Annotated in this window: 14 protein-coding genes, 3 rRNA genes and 2 riboswitches; of the genes, 16 read left to right on the top strand and 1 reads right to left on the bottom strand. The window is 40.1% G+C overall.

Translation table 11 applies throughout. The annotated features are described in order from the left end of the window. Positions 1–84: 84 nt before the first annotated feature. Complete coding sequence (locus QN089_RS13045; RefSeq protein WP_285215476.1) at positions 85–1,482, bottom strand: aminotransferase class I/II-fold pyridoxal phosphate-dependent enzyme; 1,398 nt, start codon at positions 1,480–1,482, stop codon at positions 85–87. Positions 1,483–1,872: 390 nt separating this feature from the next. Here QN089_RS13045 and apf point away from each other — a divergent pair, with 390 nt between their 5' ends. The 16 genes from apf to purF all read left to right on the top strand — a co-directional run bounded on the left by apf (position 1,873) and on the right by purF (position 21,629). Further along, positions 1,873–2,562 carry an aggregation-promoting factor gene (gene apf, locus QN089_RS13040; protein WP_285215475.1) on the top strand — a complete coding sequence of 230 codons (690 nt, stop codon included), beginning with the start codon at positions 1,873–1,875 and terminating at the stop codon, positions 2,560–2,562. An 88-nt stretch (positions 2,563–2,650) separates the two neighbouring features. After that, positions 2,651–3,277, top strand: coding sequence for a pentapeptide repeat-containing protein (locus QN089_RS13035; protein WP_087680576.1), 627 nt, complete (start codon positions 2,651–2,653; stop codon positions 3,275–3,277). Between the two features lie 141 nt (positions 3,278–3,418). Then, positions 3,419–3,520: riboswitch (purine riboswitch) on the top strand. 88 nt (positions 3,521–3,608) lie between these two features. Continuing rightward, positions 3,609–4,916 (top strand): NCS2 family permease, encoded by a 1,308-nt coding sequence (locus QN089_RS13030; protein ID WP_285215474.1) that lies wholly within the window; start codon positions 3,609–3,611, stop codon positions 4,914–4,916. 430 nt (positions 4,917–5,346) lie between these two features. After that, positions 5,347–6,893: ribosomal RNA gene (locus QN089_RS13025) — 16S ribosomal RNA — on the top strand. Positions 6,894–7,253: 360 nt separating this feature from the next. Continuing rightward, positions 7,254–10,182 (top strand): 23S ribosomal RNA (locus tag QN089_RS13020). Between the two features lie 58 nt (positions 10,183–10,240). Next, positions 10,241–10,356, top strand: a 5S ribosomal RNA gene (gene rrf / locus QN089_RS13015). Together the 16S, 23S and 5S rRNA genes form the textbook arrangement of a ribosomal RNA operon. A gap of 1,205 nt (positions 10,357–11,561) precedes the next feature. Then, the gene (locus tag QN089_RS13010; protein ID WP_285215473.1) at positions 11,562–12,761 is read left to right on the top strand and encodes an NAD(P)-dependent malic enzyme; all 1,200 of its coding nucleotides are present in this window, start codon (positions 11,562–11,564) and stop codon (positions 12,759–12,761) included. 36 nt (positions 12,762–12,797) lie between these two features. Continuing rightward, positions 12,798–12,986 carry an NETI motif-containing protein gene (locus QN089_RS13005; RefSeq protein ID WP_087682262.1) on the top strand — a complete coding sequence of 63 codons (189 nt, stop codon included), beginning with the start codon at positions 12,798–12,800 and terminating at the stop codon, positions 12,984–12,986. Between the two features lie 79 nt (positions 12,987–13,065). Next, positions 13,066–13,163: riboswitch (purine riboswitch) on the top strand. Between the two features lie 155 nt (positions 13,164–13,318). Continuing rightward, on the top strand, positions 13,319–13,810 hold the full coding sequence (purE, locus tag QN089_RS13000) for a 5-(carboxyamino)imidazole ribonucleotide mutase (RefSeq protein ID WP_068450736.1): 492 nt from the start codon (positions 13,319–13,321) through the stop codon (positions 13,808–13,810). Then, positions 13,803–14,927: a 5-(carboxyamino)imidazole ribonucleotide synthase gene (gene purK, locus QN089_RS12995; RefSeq protein WP_285215472.1), complete on the top strand. Its 1,125-nt coding sequence runs from the start codon at positions 13,803–13,805 to the stop codon at positions 14,925–14,927. Before purE ends, purK begins: the two co-directional genes overlap by 8 nt. A gap of 15 nt (positions 14,928–14,942) precedes the next feature. Next, positions 14,943–16,238 (top strand): adenylosuccinate lyase, encoded by a 1,296-nt coding sequence (gene purB / locus QN089_RS12990; RefSeq protein WP_087682261.1) that lies wholly within the window; start codon positions 14,943–14,945, stop codon positions 16,236–16,238. A 126-nt stretch (positions 16,239–16,364) separates the two neighbouring features. Next, positions 16,365–17,081 carry a phosphoribosylaminoimidazolesuccinocarboxamide synthase gene (gene purC / locus QN089_RS12985; protein WP_068450742.1) on the top strand — a complete coding sequence of 239 codons (717 nt, stop codon included), beginning with the start codon at positions 16,365–16,367 and terminating at the stop codon, positions 17,079–17,081. Then, a complete protein-coding gene (gene purS, locus QN089_RS12980; RefSeq protein ID WP_068450744.1) occupies positions 17,078–17,326 on the top strand; it encodes a phosphoribosylformylglycinamidine synthase subunit PurS in 249 nt (82 codons plus the stop codon). Before purC ends, purS begins: the two co-directional genes overlap by 4 nt. 1 nt (position 17,327) lies before the next feature. Further along, entirely contained in the window at positions 17,328–18,014 is a 687-nt protein-coding gene (gene purQ, locus QN089_RS12975; protein ID WP_285215471.1) for a phosphoribosylformylglycinamidine synthase subunit PurQ, read from the top strand. Beyond that, a complete protein-coding gene (purL, locus tag QN089_RS12970) occupies positions 17,998–20,229 on the top strand; it encodes a phosphoribosylformylglycinamidine synthase subunit PurL (RefSeq protein WP_285215470.1) in 2,232 nt (743 codons plus the stop codon). The genes purQ and purL overlap by 17 nt, the downstream gene beginning before the upstream one ends. Next, entirely contained in the window at positions 20,205–21,629 is a 1,425-nt protein-coding gene (gene purF / locus QN089_RS12965) for an amidophosphoribosyltransferase (RefSeq protein ID WP_068450751.1), read from the top strand. The genes purL and purF overlap by 25 nt, the downstream gene beginning before the upstream one ends. Positions 21,630–21,637: the final 8 nt, after the last annotated feature.

Here is a 21,637-nt window from a genome sequence, read left to right as displayed (position 1 = left end):
TCAGGTCGTATCATGAAAACTGTACCTGGTAACTTAAACTAATGATGAGAAAGAGGAGACGCAATCACATGCGGCTCCTCTTTTTTATTGATATACAAGTAGTTGTTGAGATGCTAATTTACTACCACCATGAAAGCGACTTCCTAGCTGTTGGTAACGCTGAATAGTTTCAATGTGCTGTTGTGTAATGCATTCACCTTTCATAATGAGTGGAATACCAGGGGGATATGGAGTAACGAGTTCAGCACTTATTTTTCCGGCAGCATGTTGAAATGTTACATAGTATGTTTCACCCTTTAATTCATGAAAAGATCGTGCTAATTTTTGAGTTTCTTCTATATATATGTTTTTTTCTTTTTGAAGTGGCTTGCCTTTTTCAAATGAATAGCTTTTCATTCGTTGCAACGTATCAGTATAATCTGTTACTGCCAGTGGAAGTACGAATAATACATTAAAAGGATCAGCTAGTTCAGAGAAAATACCTTGTTGTTCAAAAAGAGCTTGTAGTGCATAACCGCTTAATCCTGTTGTTGATTGAATCGTTACTTTTAATGGATCGAGTGAAGATGCTTCTAAAACACGAATACCTTCAATCTTTTGTAGAGACTGACGGAATTCTTGGATATTTTCTAAAATTGCCTGTACATCTTGTAAATTGGCTAAATAATAACGAGCTAAATCAAGTGAAGCCATAATCGGATAAGAAGGGCTACTTGATTGGAGCATACGAAGGTAGCGTTCAACTGATTGTTTGTTAATACGTTCTGTTCCGATGTGAAGATATGACCCCATCGTCATCGCAGGTAACGTTTTGTGCGCTGAATGAACAACGATATCTGCGCCGAATGATAGTGAACTTTTTGGAAAACCTTCTAATTGAAAGTGAGCTCCATGCGCCTCATCGACTAAAACGAAAAGCCCTGCTTCTTTTGCAACATGAATTACATCTTCAATCGCATCCGAAAATCCATAATAACTTGGATACGTCAGAATGATGGCTTTCGCTTCTGGGGAAAGTTGAATCGCTCGCTCAACAACTTTCTTTGTTAATAAGGTAGGAATTTGTCCATCTTCATGAAAAGCTGGAGTTAAAAAGATAGGTTCTGCTCCTGCAAGTTCTAATCCATTCAAAATCGATTGATGGCAATTACGCTGAACAAGAACGGTATCGCCTTGCTGACATGTCGCTAAAATCATCGCTAAGTTTCCCACCGTTGAACCATTTACTAAAAAATAGCTTGCTTCTGTTTTGTACAATTCACTCAGTAATGACTGTGCTTCTTCAATACATCCCTCTGCATCATGTAAATCATCAAGTCCTGTAATTTCGGTTGCATCCATTTTTAGCAGTGTCTCATAGATAGATTTTGCAAAAGAAGGGAAGAGCATACCATTTTTATGTCCAGGCACATGAAAACTAATCGGCTGCTTCGCATTGTGTTGAATAAGTGCGGTGTAAAGTGGTGTCTGTTGTTGATTCATAAGCTAAAAAATCTCCTTTTTATTCATTAAATCCACTATAACAAAAAAATCTGCATCTATTTTTATCTTTTTTCTTATTATGTTGCTTAGATAAATTGAAAAATAAAATAGCCTATAATTTATTGTAAAAACAAAGTCATATCAACATTCTAATGTTTTTAGGTCTTATATCATAATAATGATATATTATTTTAATAATTAATTCAGTTCTTTATATAACTTTTAATACATGTTGGTCATTTAGCTGTGATATTTCTGTAACTTTTGTAATAAAAAATCATGTTAATCTATTATCAGCTTCAGAGAAGGAGCAAAAAAATATTAAAAATCAGCAAGAACATAATAGAGAGAACAAATATAAAAATTAAACAAAAGGTGGAAATGAATATTATGAAATCATTAAAAACGTTAGTGTTAGGTACAACAGTAGCAGTTGGTGTTGCAGGTTTTGCAGCAGGAGCAGATGCTAGTGCGCACACTTCATATAAAGTACAATCGGGTGATACATTATCAGGTATCTCTCAAAAATTTGGTAAAGACTATTCATTCGTATCAAGTATCGCTTCAGCAAATGGAATTTCAAATCCAAATTTAATCCATGTAGGAACAACATTAGTAATCCCTGATGGTACAACAACAGTAAGAAAAACAGCTCAACCTGTTCAAAAACAACAAGTACAACAAGTACAACAATCATCAACATATAAAGCACCATCTCAACAAAAGCAACAAACAACTTACAAAGCGCCAGTACAACAAAAACAACAAGCGCAAACACAAACAAAATCATACCAATCAACACAAAAAGCACAAACAACACAAAAAGTAAGTAATGCATCATCTTATCAAGGTTCATCATCTTCAGCGAAAGCTTGGATTGCACAAAAGGAATCAAGCAACTCATATGATGCACGAAGCGCAACAGGTAAATATATTGGTAAATACCAATTAGATAAATCTTACCTAAACGGTGACTACTCACCAGCAAACCAAGAACGTGTAGCGGATAACTATGTGAAACAACGTTATGGTTCATGGGAAAAAGCAAAACAATTCTGGTTAGCAAACGGCTGGTACTAAGATTTTTTAAAACAGTGAATTAAAGAGGGACTGCAATTGCGGTTCCTCTTTTTTAGTGTAAAGTGATAAGAAAGGAGAGGATGATAAGATGAATGAACCAAAATTACCACAACATTTAACAGAGACAACATGGGATCGTATCTTGGCGCAAGAAGAGTGGGAAGCAGAGCAGTGTTTAATAGAGAGTATTAACTTCGAAGAAGACGAAGCTTGCGACCTTCGCTTTGTACAAGTCATCATACGAGATTGTCGTTTGAATAATAGTTCCATTAAAAGATTAAATGCTTTAGATGTTCGATTTGAAAATTGTGACTTATCCAATGTAGATTTTTCAAAGTCTTCGATTCACCGAGTTGTATTTGAACGTTGCAAATTAGTTGGAACGATTTTTCAAGGGTCAAGTTTGGGGGACGTAACATTTGAATCGTGCAAAATGAATTTTTCGTTATTTAATGAAACAAAGTTAAAGCATGTATTATTTAATCAATGTGATTTGGAACAATCTGATTTCTATGCAGTGACACATCAATTTTTACAATTTGAACAATGTCGCTTGTCAGGTTTACAGATGCAGCAAACAGATTTAACTACACTTGATTTACGATCTTCACAATTCACACATTTGACTGTTGATTTAGAACGTTTGAAAGGTTGTCGTGTCAATATGGAACAGGCATTAATATTAGCCTCTTTATTAGGTATTCGAATTGAGTAGATAACAAAATTTGATATTCGTTTTATAGATAAAGAGATTTACAGTGACAGAAAACACTTTATTCACGAACTATTATTAATTAGTTATTGAAAATGTTCGTAAAAAGTATTGCAAATTGAAAAATACAGTGCTATATTATGAATGTAAATTAAATAACGTCGTCGTATAAAACTGAGAATAAGGCTCAGAAGTTTCTACCAAGTTACCGTAAATGACTTGACTACGATTGAATAGATCATTCTATTCATACTATGGATACATAGAATCGTAAGTGTACGACTGTTAAAAGTTGTGCACTTTTTATTTTTGACGACATTCGGAGGATTTAATCATGAAAAAGTATTTCCAATTTGAAGAACTTGGCACGAATTATCGCCGAGAGATCATTGGTGGAGTTACAACATTCTTAGCGATGGCATACATATTGGCGGTTAACCCAAATATTTTAGCCGCAGCTGGAATTGATAAAGGAGCTGTATTCGTCGCAACAGCATTAGCAGCGATTGTCGGTTCGCTTATTATGGGTATTTTAGCGAAGTATCCAATCGCATTAGCACCAGGTATGGGATTAAATGCATTCTTTGCTTTCGCTGTAGTAGGAGCATATGGTATTCCATGGCAAACAGGTTTAACAGGTGTATTCTTCTCAGGTATTATTTTTATTCTTCTTTCATTAACAGGCATTCGTGAAACAATTATTAATGCCATTCCAGTTCAATTAAAATATGCAGTATCAGCTGGTATTGGTTTATTCATTACATTCGTTGGTTTAAAAGGTGCGGGAATCGTCGTTGCAGACAAAGACACGATTGTTACATTAGGTGATTTTACAAAAGGTGACACACTTCTTGCAGTTGTTGGAATTGTCATTGCAGTCATCTTAATGGTTAAAAAAGTTCCAGGAGCAATCTTTATTACAATTATTGTTTCAACAATCATTGGTATGATTGCTGGCGTAATCGAAGTTCCAAAATCAGTTGTATCATCAATTCCAAGTATCGCACCAACGTTCGGTGTTGCACTTGATCCGATTTTACATGACTTCTCGTCACTATTAAATATTCAATTCTTAGTAGTTGTTTTAACATTCTTATTTGTAGACTTCTTTGATACAGCTGGTACATTGATGGCTGTAGCAGATAAAGCAGGTCTTGTGAAAAATAATAAGTTACCACGTGCAGGTCGTGCATTAATGGCAGATGCATTAGGTACAACAGTAGGTTCAGTATTGGGTACATCAACAACAACTGCTTATGTAGAGTCAACAGCAGGTGTGGCAGCAGGAGCGCGTTCTGGTTTTGCAGCAGTAGTAACAGCAGCGTTATTCGCAGTATCACTATTCTTTTTCCCAGTACTCGATGTAATCACATCGGCAGTAACAGCACCAGCACTAGTTATTGTAGGTATTCTAATGGTAAGTTCATTGAAAAATATTGAGTGGGATCAATTCGAAATTGCTGTACCAGCATTCTTAACAATGCTAATGATGCCTTTAGGTTATAGTATTGCCTCAGGTATTGCGGTTGGTTTCATCTTCTATCCATTAACAATGTTATTAGCAGGTCGTCGTAAAGAAGTTCACTGGATTATGTACATCTTATTCTTTGTCTTCCTAAGTTACTTCATCTGGGTACGATAATTAAACAACAAAGCTATTTGGTTGCTTCTTAGAAAAGAATCAATTAAATAGCTTTTTTTATTTGAAATAAATTGTTGACAGTTATTCGTTATAGAGGTATAGTAATACAAGTGCTTTTCAAACAGTAATGTTTAAGAAATTCACTTTTAAAAAAAGTTGTTGACTTATAAATAACAACCGTTTATAATATTAAGAGTCGCTAACAAAGACGCTTTAAATAACTAAAAAACATTTTTAAAAAAGTTGTTGACAACTTGAATGAAGATGTGGTAAGATATTTTAAGTCGTCACAAGAAAACGACGAAGCAACATGAACCTTGAAAACTAAACAAGCAAGAAGATAATCACAAACAAGTCTTATCACGTTAAGTGAATAAGCAATTGTTATCAAAAGATAACGCTAGCAAAGCAAATGAGCTTTCAAACTACTTTTATGGAGAGTTTGATCCTGGCTCAGGACGAACGCTGGCGGCGTGCCTAATACATGCAAGTCGAGCGAATGACGAGAAGCTTGCTTCTCTGATTTAGCGGCGGACGGGTGAGTAACACGTGGGCAACCTGCCCTACAGATCGGGATAACTCAGGGAAACCTGGGCTAATACCGGATAATCCTTCGAATCACATGTTTTGAAGTTGAAAGGCGCTTCGGCGTCACTGTAGGATGGGCCCGCGGTGCATTAGCTAGTTGGTGGGGTAACGGCCTACCAAGGCAACGATGCATAGCCGACCTGAGAGGGTGATCGGCCACATTGGGACTGAGACACGGCCCAAACTCCTACGGGAGGCAGCAGTAGGGAATCTTCCACAATGGACGAAAGTCTGATGGAGCAACGCCGCGTGAGTGATGAAGGTTTTCGGATCGTAAAACTCTGTTGTAAGGGAAGAACAAGTACGTTAGGAAATGAACGTACCTTGACGGTACCTTATTAGAAAGCCACGGCTAACTACGTGCCAGCAGCCGCGGTAATACGTAGGTGGCAAGCGTTGTCCGGATTTATTGGGCGTAAAGCGCGCGCAGGTGGTTTCTTAAGTCTGATGTGAAAGCCCACGGCTCAACCGTGGAGGGTCATTGGAAACTGGGGAACTTGAGTGCAGAAGAGGATAGTGGAATTCCAAGTGTAGCGGTGAAATGCGTAGAGATTTGGAGGAACACCAGTGGCGAAGGCGACTGTCTGGTCTGTAACTGACACTGAGGCGCGAAAGCGTGGGGAGCAAACAGGATTAGATACCCTGGTAGTCCACGCCGTAAACGATGAGTGCTAAGTGTTAGGGGTTTCCGCCCCTTAGTGCTGCAGCTAACGCATTAAGCACTCCGCCTGGGGAGTACGACCGCAAGGTTGAAACTCAAAGGAATTGACGGGGGCCCGCACAAGCGGTGGAGCATGTGGTTTAATTCGAAGCAACGCGAAGAACCTTACCAGGTCTTGACATCCCAATGACCGTTCTAGAGATAGGATTTTCCCTTCGGGGACATTGGTGACAGGTGGTGCATGGTTGTCGTCAGCTCGTGTCGTGAGATGTTGGGTTAAGTCCCGCAACGAGCGCAACCCTTATTCTTAGTTGCCATCATTTAGTTGGGCACTCTAAGGAGACTGCCGGTGACAAACCGGAGGAAGGTGGGGATGACGTCAAATCATCATGCCCCTTATGACCTGGGCTACACACGTGCTACAATGGACGATACAAAGAGTCGCAAACTCGCGAGGGTAAGCTAATCTCATAAAATCGTTCTCAGTTCGGATTGTAGGCTGCAACTCGCCTGCATGAAGCCGGAATCGCTAGTAATCGCGGATCAGCATGCCGCGGTGAATACGTTCCCGGGCCTTGTACACACCGCCCGTCACACCACGAGAGTTTGTAACACCCGAAGTCGGTGGGGTAACCGTAAGGAGCCAGCCGCCTAAGGTGGGATAGATGATTGGGGTGAAGTCGTAACAAGGTAGCCGTATCGGAAGGTGCGGCTGGATCACCTCCTTTCTAAGGAATATAACGGAAAAGACCTTTGGTCTTCTACAGATTATCTTACTTGCTGTTTAGTTTTGAAGGCTCATGCAAATGATCTTCAAACTTGCTCCTGCGATTACTCGTCGCAGAGTAAAACTTGTTCTTTGAAAACTGGATAAAACGACATTGAAAGTAACACAAACACAAATTTCTTTTATAGATTTTGAATTATTAAGTTTTAATTTTTTAGGCTTAATAACTTATGTGAAAATTATTTCAAGATGCAAGTAAGACGCGAAAGCAAACGTAGTGAGAAGCGGAGTGTACATACGTACATGAGCATTCGAACAAGTGTAGCTGACAAAGTATTACGCAGCAGATTGGAATTAATTAGGTTAAGTTATTAAGGGCGCATGGCGAATGCCTTGGCACTAGAAGCCGATGAAGGACGGCACTAACACCGATATGCTTCGGGGAGCTGTAAGTAAGCTTTGATCCGGAGATTTCCGAATGGGGGAACCCACTGTTTTTAATCGAACAGTATCCTAACGTGAATTCATAGCGTTTTGATGGCAGACTCAGGGAACTGAAACATCTAAGTACCTGAAGGAAGAGAAAGAAAATTCGATTCCCTTAGTAGCGGCGAGCGAAACGGGAAGAGCCCAAACCAAGAAGCTTGCTTCTTGGGGTTGTAGGACACTCTACACGGAGTTACAAAGGAATGAGTTAAATGAAGCGGCTTGGAAAGGCCTACCATAGAGGGTAACAGTCCCGTAGTTGAAAGTTCATTCCCTCCAGAGTGGATCCTGAGTACGGCGGAACACGTGAAATTCCGTCGGAATCTGGGAGGACCATCTCCCAAGGCTAAATACTCTCTAGTGACCGATAGTGAACCAGTACCGTGAGGGAAAGGTGAAAAGCACCCCGGGAGGGGAGTGAAAGAGATCCTGAAACCATGTGCCTACAAGTAGTTAGAGCCTGTTAATGGGTGATAGCGTGCCTTTTGTAGAATGAACCGGCGAGTTACGATTACATGCAAGGTTAAGTTGAAAAGACGGAGCCGTAGCGAAAGCGAGTCTGAATAGGGCGAATGAGTATGTGGTTGTAGACCCGAAACCAGGTGATCTACCCATGTCCAGGTTGAAGGTAAGGTAACACTTACTGGAGGACCGAACCCACGTACGTTGAAAAGTGCGGGGATGAGGTGTGGGTAGCGGAGAAATTCCAATCGAACCTGGAGATAGCTGGTTCTCTCCGAAATAGCTTTAGGGCTAGCCTCGTGTTTAAGAATCTTGGAGGTAGAGCACTGTTTGGACTAGGGGTCCATCCCGGATTACCGAATTCAGACAAACTCCGAATGCCAATGATTTATACACGGGAGTCAGACTGCGAGTGATAAGATCCGTAGTCAAAAGGGAAACAGCCCAGACCACCAGCTAAGGTCCCAAAGTAATCGTTAAGTGGAAAAGGATGTGACGTTGCTTAGACAACCAGGATGTTGGCTTAGAAGCAGCCACCATTTAAAGAGTGCGTAATAGCTCACTGGTCGAGTGACGCTGCGCCGAAAATGTATCGGGGCTAAACGATTCACCGAAGCTGTGGATGGACATCTTAGATGTCCGTGGTAGGAGAGCGTTCTAAGTGCTGTGAAGTCAGATCGTAAGGACTGGTGGAGCGCTTAGAAGTGAGAATGCCGGTATGAGTAGCGAAAGACAGGTGAGAATCCTGTCCACCGAATGACTAAGGTTTCCTGAGGAAGGCTCGTCCGCTCAGGGTTAGTCGGGACCTAAGCCGAGGCCGATAGGCGTAGGCGATGGATAACAGGTTGATATTCCTGTACCACCAATCTACCATTTGAGTGATGGGGGGACGCAGTAGGATAGGGTAAGCGTGCTGTTGGTTATGCACGTCCAAGCAGTAAGGTGTGGAAGTAGGCAAATCCGCTTCCTGTAACATTGAGCTGTGATGGCGAGTCAATTATGACGAAGTTCCTGATTTCACACTGCCAAGAAAAGCCTCTAGCGAGGTAGATAGGTGCCCGTACCGCAAACCGACACAGGTAGTCGAGGAGAGAATCCTAAGGTGAGCGAGAGAACTCTCGTTAAGGAACTCGGCAAAATGACCCCGTAACTTCGGGAGAAGGGGTGCTCTAGTAGGGTGCAAGCCCGAGAGAGCCGCAGTGAATAGGCCCAGGCGACTGTTTAGCAAAAACACAGGTCTCTGCAAAATCGTAAGATGACGTATAGGGGCTGACGCCTGCCCGGTGCTGGAAGGTTAAGAGGATTGGTTAGCGCAAGCGAAGCTGAGAATTGAAGCCCCAGTAAACGGCGGCCGTAACTATAACGGTCCTAAGGTAGCGAAATTCCTTGTCGGGTAAGTTCCGACCCGCACGAAAGGCGTAACGATCTGGGCACTGTCTCAACGAGAGACTCGGTGAAATTATAGTACCTGTGAAGATGCAGGTTACCCGCGACAGGACGGAAAGACCCCGTGGAGCTTTACTGTAACTTGATATTGAATTTTGGTACATTTTGTACAGGATAGGTAGGAGCCAGAGAGACCGGAGCGCCAGCTTCGGAGGAGGCGTTGTTGGGATACTACCCTAAATGTATTGAACTTCTAACCCTTACCCCTCATCGGGGTAGGAGACAGTGTCAGGTGGACAGTTTGACTGGGGCGGTCGCCTCCTAAAAGGTAACGGAGGCGCCCAAAGGTTCCCTCAGAATGGTTGGAAATCATTCGCAGAGTGTAAAGGCACAAGGGAGCTTGACTGCGAGACCTACAAGTCGAGCAGGGTCGAAAGACGGGCTTAGTGATCCGGTGGTTCCGCATGGAAGGGCCATCGCTCAACGGATAAAAGCTACCCCGGGGATAACAGGCTTATCTCCCCCAAGAGTCCACATCGACGGGGAGGTTTGGCACCTCGATGTCGGCTCATCGCATCCTGGGGCTGTAGTCGGTCCCAAGGGTTGGGCTGTTCGCCCATTAAAGCGGTACGCGAGCTGGGTTCAGAACGTCGTGAGACAGTTCGGTCCCTATCCGTCGTGGGCGTAGGAAATTTGAGAGGAGCTGTCCTTAGTACGAGAGGACCGGGATGGACATACCACTGGTGTACCAGTTGTCTTGCCAAAGGCATCGCTGGGTAGCTATGTATGGACGGGATAAGTGCTGAAAGCATCTAAGCATGAAGCCCCCTCAAGATGAGATTTCCCATTACGCAAGTAAGTAAGATCCCTTGAAGACGACAAGGTAGATAGGTTCGAGGTGGAAGTATGGTGACATATGGAGCTGACGAATACTAATCGATCGAGGACTTAACCAAAACAATTGTGTATTTCAATGAACCGTTTATCCAGTTTTGAAAGAACAATCTTTCATCGTGTAGTGACGATGGCAAAGAGGTCACACCCGTTCCCATGCCGAACACGGAAGTTAAGCTCTTTAGCGCCGATGGTAGTTGGGGGTTTCCCCCTGTGAGAGTAGGACGTTGCTATGCAAACTAAAGTAATCACTCGTTTGAGTGGTTACTTTTTTTGTGTTTCAAAAGGGGAAAACCCTGAAAAGATTCAAGGAGGATTGCCAAAGAGCGCGACGTCCAGATCGCCAAAAACGCGACGTCCTGTCGCAAAGGCGATCCATCTACATCCATGTACAAGGCAAAGGCAATCCGCATCGCATCCAGCGACGCGCCTGTGAGAGTAGGACGTTGCTATGCAAGCTAAGGTAATCACTCGTTTGAGTGGTTACTTTTTTTGTGTTTCAAAAGGGGAAAACCCTGAAAAGATTCAAGGAGGATTGCCAAAGAGCGCGACGTCCAGATCGCCAAAAACGCGACGTCCTGTCGCAAAGGCGATCCATCTACATCCATGTACAAGGCAAAGGCAATCCGCATCGCATCCAGCGACGCGCCTGTGAGAGTAGGACGTTGCTATGCAAACTAAAGTAATCACTCATCTGAGTGGTTATTTTTTTATGTTCTAAAAAGGGGGAAACCCTGAAAAGATTCAAGGAGGATTGCCAAAGAGCACGACATTCATTTAGAAAGGTTGCTTTTGCTCTTGTATCTCTTTATTCGTTTTTTAAAGTGGAAATTGATCTAAATAATCCTGTATGGTTTTTAGAAAACCATACAGGATTATTTGTGTTTAAAATATTTTTGTTTTAAGTTCTTTTAATATATATGATGTAGTTTAAAAGCTTATTTATATAAGTTGTAAGGCATTTTATATCTTCTAGAGTATTATTTACCTTATGACTATTAAAAGCGCACATAGGGCTTTTATAGAAAGAGTTAGAAATAACATGAAAATATCGGATAATAAAAATTTTCATATTATATCTGAAATAAAAATGAAAATCAAATGTTTTTAAATTAGCTTTCTTCAAAAGTTTGTGAAAAATAAAAATAAGTAATAATACCTAATTTATTTATATGTGAAAATAATCACAAAAGTATGTTAAAAAATTCACAAATATAATAAAAAAGCGTATAAAACGCTTGCTCACTTAATCACAAAAGTAAAAAGCAAATGAAAAGTATTTGTGAAAATGTGAGCAAATGTGAAATATTACAAAATAGTGAACGAAATATCCTTTTTCTTGAAAGCTTGAAATCTATCGCATATGATATGGAACTATGAAACGGAAATAATGAACATTCGAGAAGATACGGTTTTTTTTCGAGCGAAGGAGGAAATTGAGATGAGTAATGCAAAGTTGAGCAGAGAGTCTTTAGAACTACATGAGAATTTAAGAGGTAAAATGAAGCTACAACCCAAAATTGAGGTGAAGTCTTCGAAAGAATTAAGTTTGGTGTATTCACCGGGAGTAGCAGAACCATGTTTAGCCATTCAACAAAATCCTAAAAAAGTATATGACTATACGATGAAAGGGAATTTAGTTGGTGTTGTATCAGATGGTACAGCAGTACTTGGTTTGGGAGATATCGGTCCAAAAGCGGCAATGCCTGTAATGGAGGGGAAAGCTTTATTACTTCAGCAATTAGCTGGCGTAGATGCGATGCCAATTTGTTTAGACACAAAAGATGTTGATGAGATTGTGATGATTGTTAAAAATATCGCCCCGACATTTGGTGCGATTAATTTAGAAGATATTTCAGCACCACGCTGTTTTGAAATTGAAGATCGTTTAAGAAAAGAATGTGATATTCCTGTATTCCATGATGATCAACATGGTACAGCTATCGTTGTATCAGCAGGTTTACGTAATGCGTTAAAAGTTGTTGGCAAACAAAAAGAAAATGTAAAAGTTGTTATTAATGGTGCAGGTGCTGCTGGGGTGGCAGTGATGAAGCTGTTACTTACAATGGGGTATCAGCATGTAACGGCATGTGACTCAAAAGGAATCATTTATAAAGGTCGTCCATATGGTATGAATACCGAAAAAGAATATATGGCAAATCTAAGCAGTGCAGAACATCAAGAGGGTACATTAGCAGACGCTTTAGTTGGTGCAGATATCTTTATTGGTGTATCGGTTGCAAATGTTCTAACGGAGGCAATGATTCAGTCAATGAATCAAGATCCGATTGTTTTTGCATTAGCGAATCCAAATCCTGAAATCACTTATGAACACGCGATGGAGTGGGGCGTACGTGTGATTGCGACAGGGCGCTCAGACTATCCAAACCAAGTGAATAATATGCTAGCTTTCCCAGGTATCTTCAAAGGTGCTCTAGCAGTACAAACGACAGATATTAATGATGAGATGAAGATGGCTGCTGTAAAAGCCATTTCAGAATTAGTGACAGCTGAACAAATTGAGCGTGGTATTGTTATTCCAAATGTTTTTGAAACAGATGTTACAGATGATGTCGCACAAGCAGTGATGCAAGCAGCAATCGATAGTAAGGTTGCACAAAAGATTCCAACTCTTATATAATGGAGAAACTTAAACATTATATAAGGAAGTGTCACTTTGGGAAAGAAAACAGTTTGGTATGAAGTTCAGGAAACAGAAACAATTGAAGCATGCTTAGAGCGTATGCGACAAGAAGGCTATATGCCGGTAGGACGTAGAGAAGAACCATTATTTGAGATGCAAAATGGTGAACCTGTACCTGTTCGACAGCTCATTCAGTTTAAAGGTTTAAAAATAGAAGAATAAAAACACGAACGATAAAATAATTTATTTCATAAATAGTTCGCATCCTTGTTGACTTGTTTGCTTTGCATTGTTACAATGTACATGAAAACAACAAATCCCACATATATGCTAGAGAATAGGCTCTAGCGTCTCTACCCGGCACCGTAATGTCGGACTATGCGGGAAGCAACAAGACTTTAGGATATTACAAATATTGCTTAAATGTTTTGTAAATACGAACATTTGTATATTTGAACCCCTTAAGTAGCTGCTTTTCGCACGTAGTCATATGACTATGGTGGAGAGCGCGTTACTTTAGGGGTTTTTTATTTGTTCAAAGGGGCGTATAAAAAATGAATCCGAAAATTGGCGTTATTATGGGCAGTTCAAGCGATTGGGAAACAATGAAACATGCCTGCGATATTTTAGAAGAATTAGAGTTAGATTACGAGAAAAAAGTTGTTTCTGCACATAGAACACCAGATTTAATGTTTGAATATGCAGAAGAAGCAAGAGCAAGAGGAATTCAAGTAATTATTGCAGGTGCTGGTGGTGCCGCACATCTACCAGGAATGGTTGCAGCAAAAACGACGTTACCAGTTATTGGTGTACCTGTGCAGTCACGTGCGTTAAATGGTCTTGATTCATTATTATCAATTGTACAAATGCCAGGCGGCGTACCTGTAGCAACTGTAGCAATTGGTAAAGCAGGTGCGACGAACGCAGGATTACTCGCCGCGCAGATTCTATCAATTACAGATGTAGAAATCGCAGAAAAATTAGAAACAAGAAGACAAGCAATGAAAATGAAAGCAATAGAAAGCACAGGTGACCTAAGTGAGTAAAATCATATTTCCAGGACAAACAATCGGCATCATTGGCGGTGGACAATTGGGAAGAATGATGGCCATTGCTGCAAAAGAAGCAGGATTTAAAATTGCGGTATTAGAACCCGCAATGGACTCACCTTGTGGTCAAATTGCTGATATTCGTATCGTAGCACCATATGATGATGAAGCTGCTTTAGAAGAGTTAGCTGAAGTCAGTGATGTGATTACATATGAATTTGAGAATATTGATTATGCAGGATTAAAAAGATTAACAGAGATTGCGTACGTACCACAGGGGGCAGAACTTGTACAAACGACGCAAGATCGTATTTTAGAAAAAGCTGCCTTAACGAATGCAGAAACACCAGTAGCACCTTATATTACAGCTCGCAATTTTCAAGAGTTAGAGCAGAAAATTGAGCAAGTTGGTTATCCTTGTGTTGTGAAAACAGCACGCGGAGGTTATGACGGTAAGGGCCAGCAAATTGTAAAGACAGCTGAAGATTTATCGCTAGCAAAAGACTTATTCACACATTCAGCTTGTGTGGCAGAAGCATTTATTCCATTTGAAATGGAGATTTCAGTTATCGTACAACGTAATGTACATGGTGAAACATATTGCTTACCAGTTGGTGAAAATATTCATGTGAATCATATTCTGCATGAAACAATCGTGCCAGCACGTATTACACAAAGTACCGAAAAATTAGCAATAGAGGCTGCTGAGAAAATTGCAGATGAACTGAATTTAGTAGGAACACTTGCTGTTGAAATGTTTGTATTAGCGTCAGGAGAAATTTTGATTAATGAATTAGCACCGCGACCTCATAACTCAGGTCATTATTCAATTGAAGCATGTAATATTTCGCAGTTCCATCAACATATTCGTGCCATTTGCGGCTGGCCATTACGTAAACCAGAATTATGGAGTCCATCGATTATGGTGAATATCTTAGGGCAACATGTCGTACCTGTAACGAATTCAATCTCAAAATACCCTGATTGGTCCATTCATCTTTACGGAAAACAAGAAGCAAAGAACAATCGAAAGATGGGGCATGTTACAATAATGACGGATGATGTAAATCATACCCTAGACGAAATCAAGAACTCTGGTATATGGGCAGAGTAGAAGGAGACTTTATTTATGATCGCACGTTATACACGACCTGAAATGGGAGCTATCTGGACAGAGGAAAATCGCTATCAAGCATGGTTAGAAGTAGAAATTCTAGCATGTGAAGCTTGGGCAGAGTTAGGGATTATTCCAAAAGAAGATGTTCAAAAATTACGCGAAAATGCATCGTTTGAAATCGATCGTATTTTAGAAATCGAAAAAGAAACACGTCATGATGTTGTTGCATTTACACGTGCAGTATCAGAAACATTAGGTGAGGAACGTAAATGGGTACATTACGGTTTAACTTCAACAGATGTCGTTGATACAGCTCTTTCTTACCAAATTAAACAAGCTAACGATATTATCCGTAAAGATATTCAAAATTTTATTGATATTATCACTGAAAAAGCAAAAGAACATAAAATGACGGTTTGCATGGGACGTACACATGGTGTGCATGCAGAGCCAACAACTTTTGGTTTAAAACTAGCACTTTGGTTAGAAGAAATGCGTCGTAACCAAGTTCGTTTTGAAGCAGCTGCTAAAACGATTGAAGCAGGTAAAATTTCAGGCGCAGTTGGAACGTATGCAAATATCGATCCATTCGTAGAAGCATATGTATGTGAAAAATTAGGTTTAACACCTGCACCGATTTCAACACAAACATTACAACGTGATCGTCATGCAGAATATTTCTCAGTGCTTGCACTAATCGCAACATCAATCGAGAAGTTTGCAACAGAAATTCGCGGCTTACAAAAATCTGAAACACGTGAAGTGGAAGAAGGGTTTGCAAAAGGACAAAAAGGTTCTTCAGCAATGCCACATAAACGTAATCCAATCGGTTCAGAAAATATGGTTGGTATGGCACGTTTAGTACGTGGTCATATGGTAACTGCATTTGAAAATGTTCCTTTATGGCATGAACGCGATATTTCACACTCATCAGCAGAACGTGTCATTATTCCAGATACAACGATTGCACTAAACTATATGCTAAATCGTTTTGGTAACATCGTGAAAAACTTAACAGTATTCCCAGAAAACATGAAGCGTAACATGACACGTACATTTGGTTTAATTTACTCACAACGTGTGTTACTTGCGTTAATTGAAAAAGGTCTATCTCGTGAAGAAGCATATGATACAGTTCAACCATTAACAGCTCGTTCTTGGGATGAACAAATTCAATTCCGTCCGTTAGTAGAAGAGAATGAAAAAATTTCTTCATTACTATCACCTGCTGAAATTGAAGACTGCTTCGATTATAACTATCATTTGAAAAATGTAGACATGATTTTTGAAAGATTAGGCTTAAACTAAACAACCTATTTCATTCCATCTCATCAACGGTTCAATTCGTTGATGGGAAAGGAATGGATGAACTTTTAAAAGTTTTAATATTTCAAAAAAACGCAATACTTAAAATTATTTACCGGGGGAATGAACGTGGAAAAAGGTCAACTATTGTATGAAGGTAAAGCGAAAAGATTATATGCGACAAATGAGGAAAATGTATTGTTTGTAGCTTATAAAGACAGCGCAACAGCTTTCAACGGAGAAAAGAAAGAAGAAATTGCTGGTAAAGGTGTTTTAAATAATAAGATTACATCACTTATTTTTGAAAAACTTCATGCAGCAGGTATTCCATCACACTTTATCCGTCAAATTTCCGATACAGAACAATTGGTGAAAAAAGTTGAGATTATTCCAATTGAATTAGTTGTACGCAATATTGCAGCAGGTAGTTTAGCAACGCGATTAGGAATTGAAGAAGGTACAAAACTAAAACGTCCAATCGTTGAGTATTACTACAAAGATGACGCATTAGGAGACCCGTTCATTACAACAGAACATATTGATATTTTAGAAATTGCAACACCAGAAGAAGTGGAAACACTTTATCAAAAAGGCTTAGAAGTAAACGCTGTGTTACAACCATTTTTCCATGAAATCGGTGTAACGCTCGTTGACTTTAAATTAGAATTTGGTCGCGATGAACAAGGCACTGTACTATTAGCAGATGAAATTTCACCAGATACATGTCGTCTATGGGATGAAGAAACAAAGCAACACTTAGATAAAGACGTGTTTCGCCGTAATTTAGGAAGTTTAACAGAAGTATACGAAATCATATTATCTCGTCTAGGAGGATTTACAAAATGAAAAAAGTAAAAGTTTATGTAACACTTCGTGAAAGCATTCTTGATCCACAAGGCTCGGCAGTACAAGGTTCCCTACATAACATGGGGTACGAGGAAGTAGCAGATGTACGAATCGGTAAATACTTAGAGCTACAAATCGAACCAAAAGAGCGCGACATGGATACGTTAATTAAAGAAATGTGTGAAAAACTACTAACAAATACAGTGATTGAAGACTATCGTTATGAAGTCGAGGAGGCCAACTAACATGAAATTCGCAGTACTTGTATTCCCAGGTTCAAACTGTGACTTAGATATGTATCATACGATTAAAGACGTATTAGGCGAAGAAGTGGAATACGTATGGCATGATGCAACAGATTTAAGTGCATATGACGGTATTTTAGTACCTGGTGGATTCTCCTACGGTGATTACTTACGTTGTGGCGCAATGGCGAACCAATCGAATGTAATGGAAGAAGTAAAGAAAGCAGCAGAAGCTGGAAAGCCAGTATTAGGCGTATGTAATGGATTCCAAATTCTAACGGAAGCAGGATTACTACCTGGTGCGTTATTACGTAATAAGAATTTAAAATTCATTTGTAAGGACGTAAATTTACGCGTTGTAAATAATGATACGTTGTTTACAAATCAGTACAACAAAGATGAAATTATCACAATTCCAATTGCACATGGTGAAGGAAACTATTACTGTGACGCAGAAACATTGGAACAACTACAACAAAACAATCAAATCGTGTTCACATATGAATCAGAAAATCCAAACGGTAGTTTAGCGGATATCGCAGGTATTGTGAACGAACGTGGGAATGTTTTAGGCATGATGCCACACCCAGAGCGTGCAGCAGATGAGGTACTTGGGAATGCGCAAGGTCTTGCTTTATTCAAATCAATTGTAAAACAGTGGAGGGAATCAAATGTCAACCAAGCTTGAGCCAACAGCACAACAAATTAAGGAGCAAAAATTATATGCTTCTATGGGGTTAACAGATGAAGAATTTGCGTTAGTGGAATCGATTTTAGGACGCACACCGAATTGGACAGAGACAGGTTTATTCTCTGTTATGTGGTCAGAACACTGCTCATATAAAAACTCAAAACCAGTTCTACGTAAATTCCCAACAGAAGGAAAGCAAGTACTACAAGGTCCTGGTGAAGGTGCTGGAATCGTTGATATTGGTGACGAGCAAGCGGTTGTATTTAAAATGGAATCACATAACCACCCTTCAGCAATTGAACCATACCAAGGTGCAGCAACAGGTGTTGGTGGAATTATTCGTGATGTATTTTCAATGGGTGCACGTCCAGTAGCAATGTTAAACTCACTTCGTTTTGGTGAATTAGATGCTTCAAAACGTGTGAAATTCTTATTTGAAGAAGTGGTTGCAGGAATCGCTGGTTACGGTAACTGTATCGGTATTCCAACAGTAGGTGGCGAAATTCAGTTCGACCCTTGCTACGAAGGAAATCCACTTGTGAATGCGATGTGTGTTGGTTTAATCGACCATAAAGACATTCAAAAAGGTGTTGCTTCTGGTGTTGGGAACACAGTGATGTATGTAGGTGCAAAAACAGGTCGTGACGGTATTCATGGTGCAACATTCGCTTCAGAAGAATTAGACGAGAATGCAGAAGAAAAGCGCCCAGCAGTTCAAGTAGGTGATCCATTCATGGAGAAACTATTATTAGAAGCTTGTTTAGAACTTGTGAAGTTCGAATCATTAGTTGGTATTCAAGATATGGGTGCAGCAGGTTTAACTTCTTCAGCAGCAGAAATGGCTTCTAAAGCAGGCATGGGTATTGAGATGAATCTTGATGCTGTTCCACAACGTGAAACAGGTATGACAGCTTATGAAATGATGTTATCTGAATCTCAAGAGCGTATGTTAGTCGTTGTGAAAAAAGGTGAAGAACAACCAATCGTTGATCTATTTGCAAAATACGGATTAGATGCCGTATCAGTAGGTGTTGTAACAGACGATAAAATGTTCCGCTTAAAACATAAAGGTGAGATTGTTGCAGAAGTGCCAGCAGATGCATTAGCAGAAGATGCTCCTGTTTATCATAAGCCTTCAGCAGTTCCAGCTTACTATACAGAGTTCCAACAAATCGAAAATGCAGAACCAGAAGTAACAGATTATAAAGAAACATTAAGTGCATTATTACAACAAGCGACAATTGCTTCAAAAGAATGGGTTTATGAACAATATGACCATCAAGTAAGAACAAATACGGTTGTAAAACCAGGTTCAGATGCAGCGATTATTCGCGTACGTGGTACGAATAAAGGTTTAGCAATGACAACTGACTGTAACTCACGTTATATCTACTTAGACCCTGAAACAGGCGGTAAAATTGCAGTTGCAGAAGCAGCACGTAATATCGTATGTTCAGGCGGTCGTCCATTAGCAATTACAGACTGTTTAAACTTCGGTAACCCAGAAAAGCCTGAAATCTTCTGGCAAATCGAAAAATCAGCAGACGGTATTGCAGCAGCATGTCTAGCATTAGAATCTCCTGTAATCGGCGGTAACGTATCACTTTATAACGAACGTAGTAATGAAGCCATCTACCCAACACCGACAATCGGTATGGTTGGTTTAGTAGAAGATTTACAACACGCAACAACACAAGAAGTAAAGCATGCAGGTGACTTCGTTTATGTAATTGGTGAAACGAAAACAGAGTTCGGTGGTTCAGAATTACAAAAATTAATGAACGGTCGTATTTTCGGACAAGCACCATCAATTGATTTAGAAGTAGAAGCAGCACGCCAAAAAGCATTACTACAAGCAATTCAAGCAGGACTTGTTGCATCAGCGCATGATGTAGCAGAAGGTGGTTTAGCTGTAGCAATCGCAGAAACAACATTCGGTACAAACTTAGGTGTGAATGTAACGTTAGAAGGATCGGCAACAACTGCTCTATTCAGTGAATCACAATCACGCTTTGTTGTAACTGTAAAACCAGAATTTGCAGCACGTTTTGAAGAAGTGGTAGCAGATGCAAAACAAATCGGTGTCGTAACAGAAGAAGCCAACATTGTCATCAATTCATCCGAACAACAACCGTTAATTGAAGGCACTGTAGCAGAATTCCAAGATGCTTGGAAAGGGGCAATACCATGCTTGCTGAAATCAGAGGCTTAAATGAAGAATGTGGTGTTTTTGGGATTTGGGGTAATCAAAGTCCAGCACACCTAAGCTACTATGGTTTACATGCTTTACAACATCGAGGTCAAGAAGGCGCTGGGATTGTTGTATCAGATGGTCATCATCTAAAAGCAGTTAAAGGCGAAGGACTTGTAAATGATGTATTCAACGAAGAAAAGTTAAAGTCTGTAGACGGTAAAGCAGCGATTGCACATGTTCGCTATACAACAGCAGGAGGGGCGGGGATTGAAAATGTTCAACCCCTTCTTTTCCACTCATCTACAGGTAGTTTATCGATTGCGCATAATGGTAACTTAGTAAATGCGAATCGCTTGAAAAAATATTTAGAGCGACAAGGTAGTATTTTTCATTCAAGTTCAGATACGGAAGTATTAGCGCATTTAATTAAAAAGAGTACACATGCAACATTCAGCGAAAAAGTTAAAAATGCATTGACGTTATTAGAAGGCGCGTATTCATTCTTAGTGATGACGAAAGACGAGATGATTGTAGCGCGTGACCGTAATGGTTTACGCCCACTTTCATTAGGTAAGCTAGGCGAGGCTTATGTCGTAGCATCAGAAACATGTGCATTCGATTTAATTGGTGCTGAAACAGTTCGTTCAGTGGAACCAGGTGAGATGCTGATCATCAATGATGAAGGTGTTCAATCAGTTCGCTTTGCAGAAATTCAAAATCGTGCGATGTGTGCGATGGAATATGTCTACTTAGCACGACCAGATTCTAATATTGATGGCATTAATGTGCATATGGCACGTAAACGTATGGGTAAACAATTAGCAAAAGAATGCGCTCATATCGAAGCGGATGTAGTAACAGGCGTTCCTGATTCAAGTATTTCTGCTGCGATTGGTTTTGCAGAAGAAAGTGGTATTCCTTATGAATTAGGTTTAATTAAAAACCGTTATGTTGGTCGTACATTCATTCAACCAACACAAGAATTACGTGAACGTGGTGTGAAGATGAAATTATCACCAGTTGTTCAAGTAGTAAAAGGCAAACGTGTCATCATGGTAGACGATTCGATTGTACGTGGTACAACATCACGTCGTATTGTCAAAATGTTAAAAGAAGCTGGCGCAGCAGAGGTACATGTTGTCATCAGCTCACCACCAATGACAGATCCATGTTATTACGGTATTGATACATCAACACATGAAGAATTGATTGCTTCAAGTCATTCAGTGGATGAGATGTGTGAAGCGATTGGTGCAGATTCCTTAACATTTTTATCAGTGGAGGGCATGGTTGAATCGATTGACCGTCCATATGAAGGGGAGAATAAAGGACTTTGCTTAGCTTGTTTCACAAGTAAGTATCCAACAGAAATTTTCCCAGATACGATTTTACCGCACGAAAAAGAATTATTAGTCTAGGAGGCCAA

Source organism: Kurthia sp. YJT4, assembly GCF_030219945.1.
GTDB lineage: Bacteria > Bacillota > Bacilli > Bacillales_A > Planococcaceae > Kurthia > Kurthia gibsonii.
The sequence above is the reverse complement of the archived record's forward strand: the minus strand, read 5'-3'. Positions and strand labels throughout refer to the sequence as shown.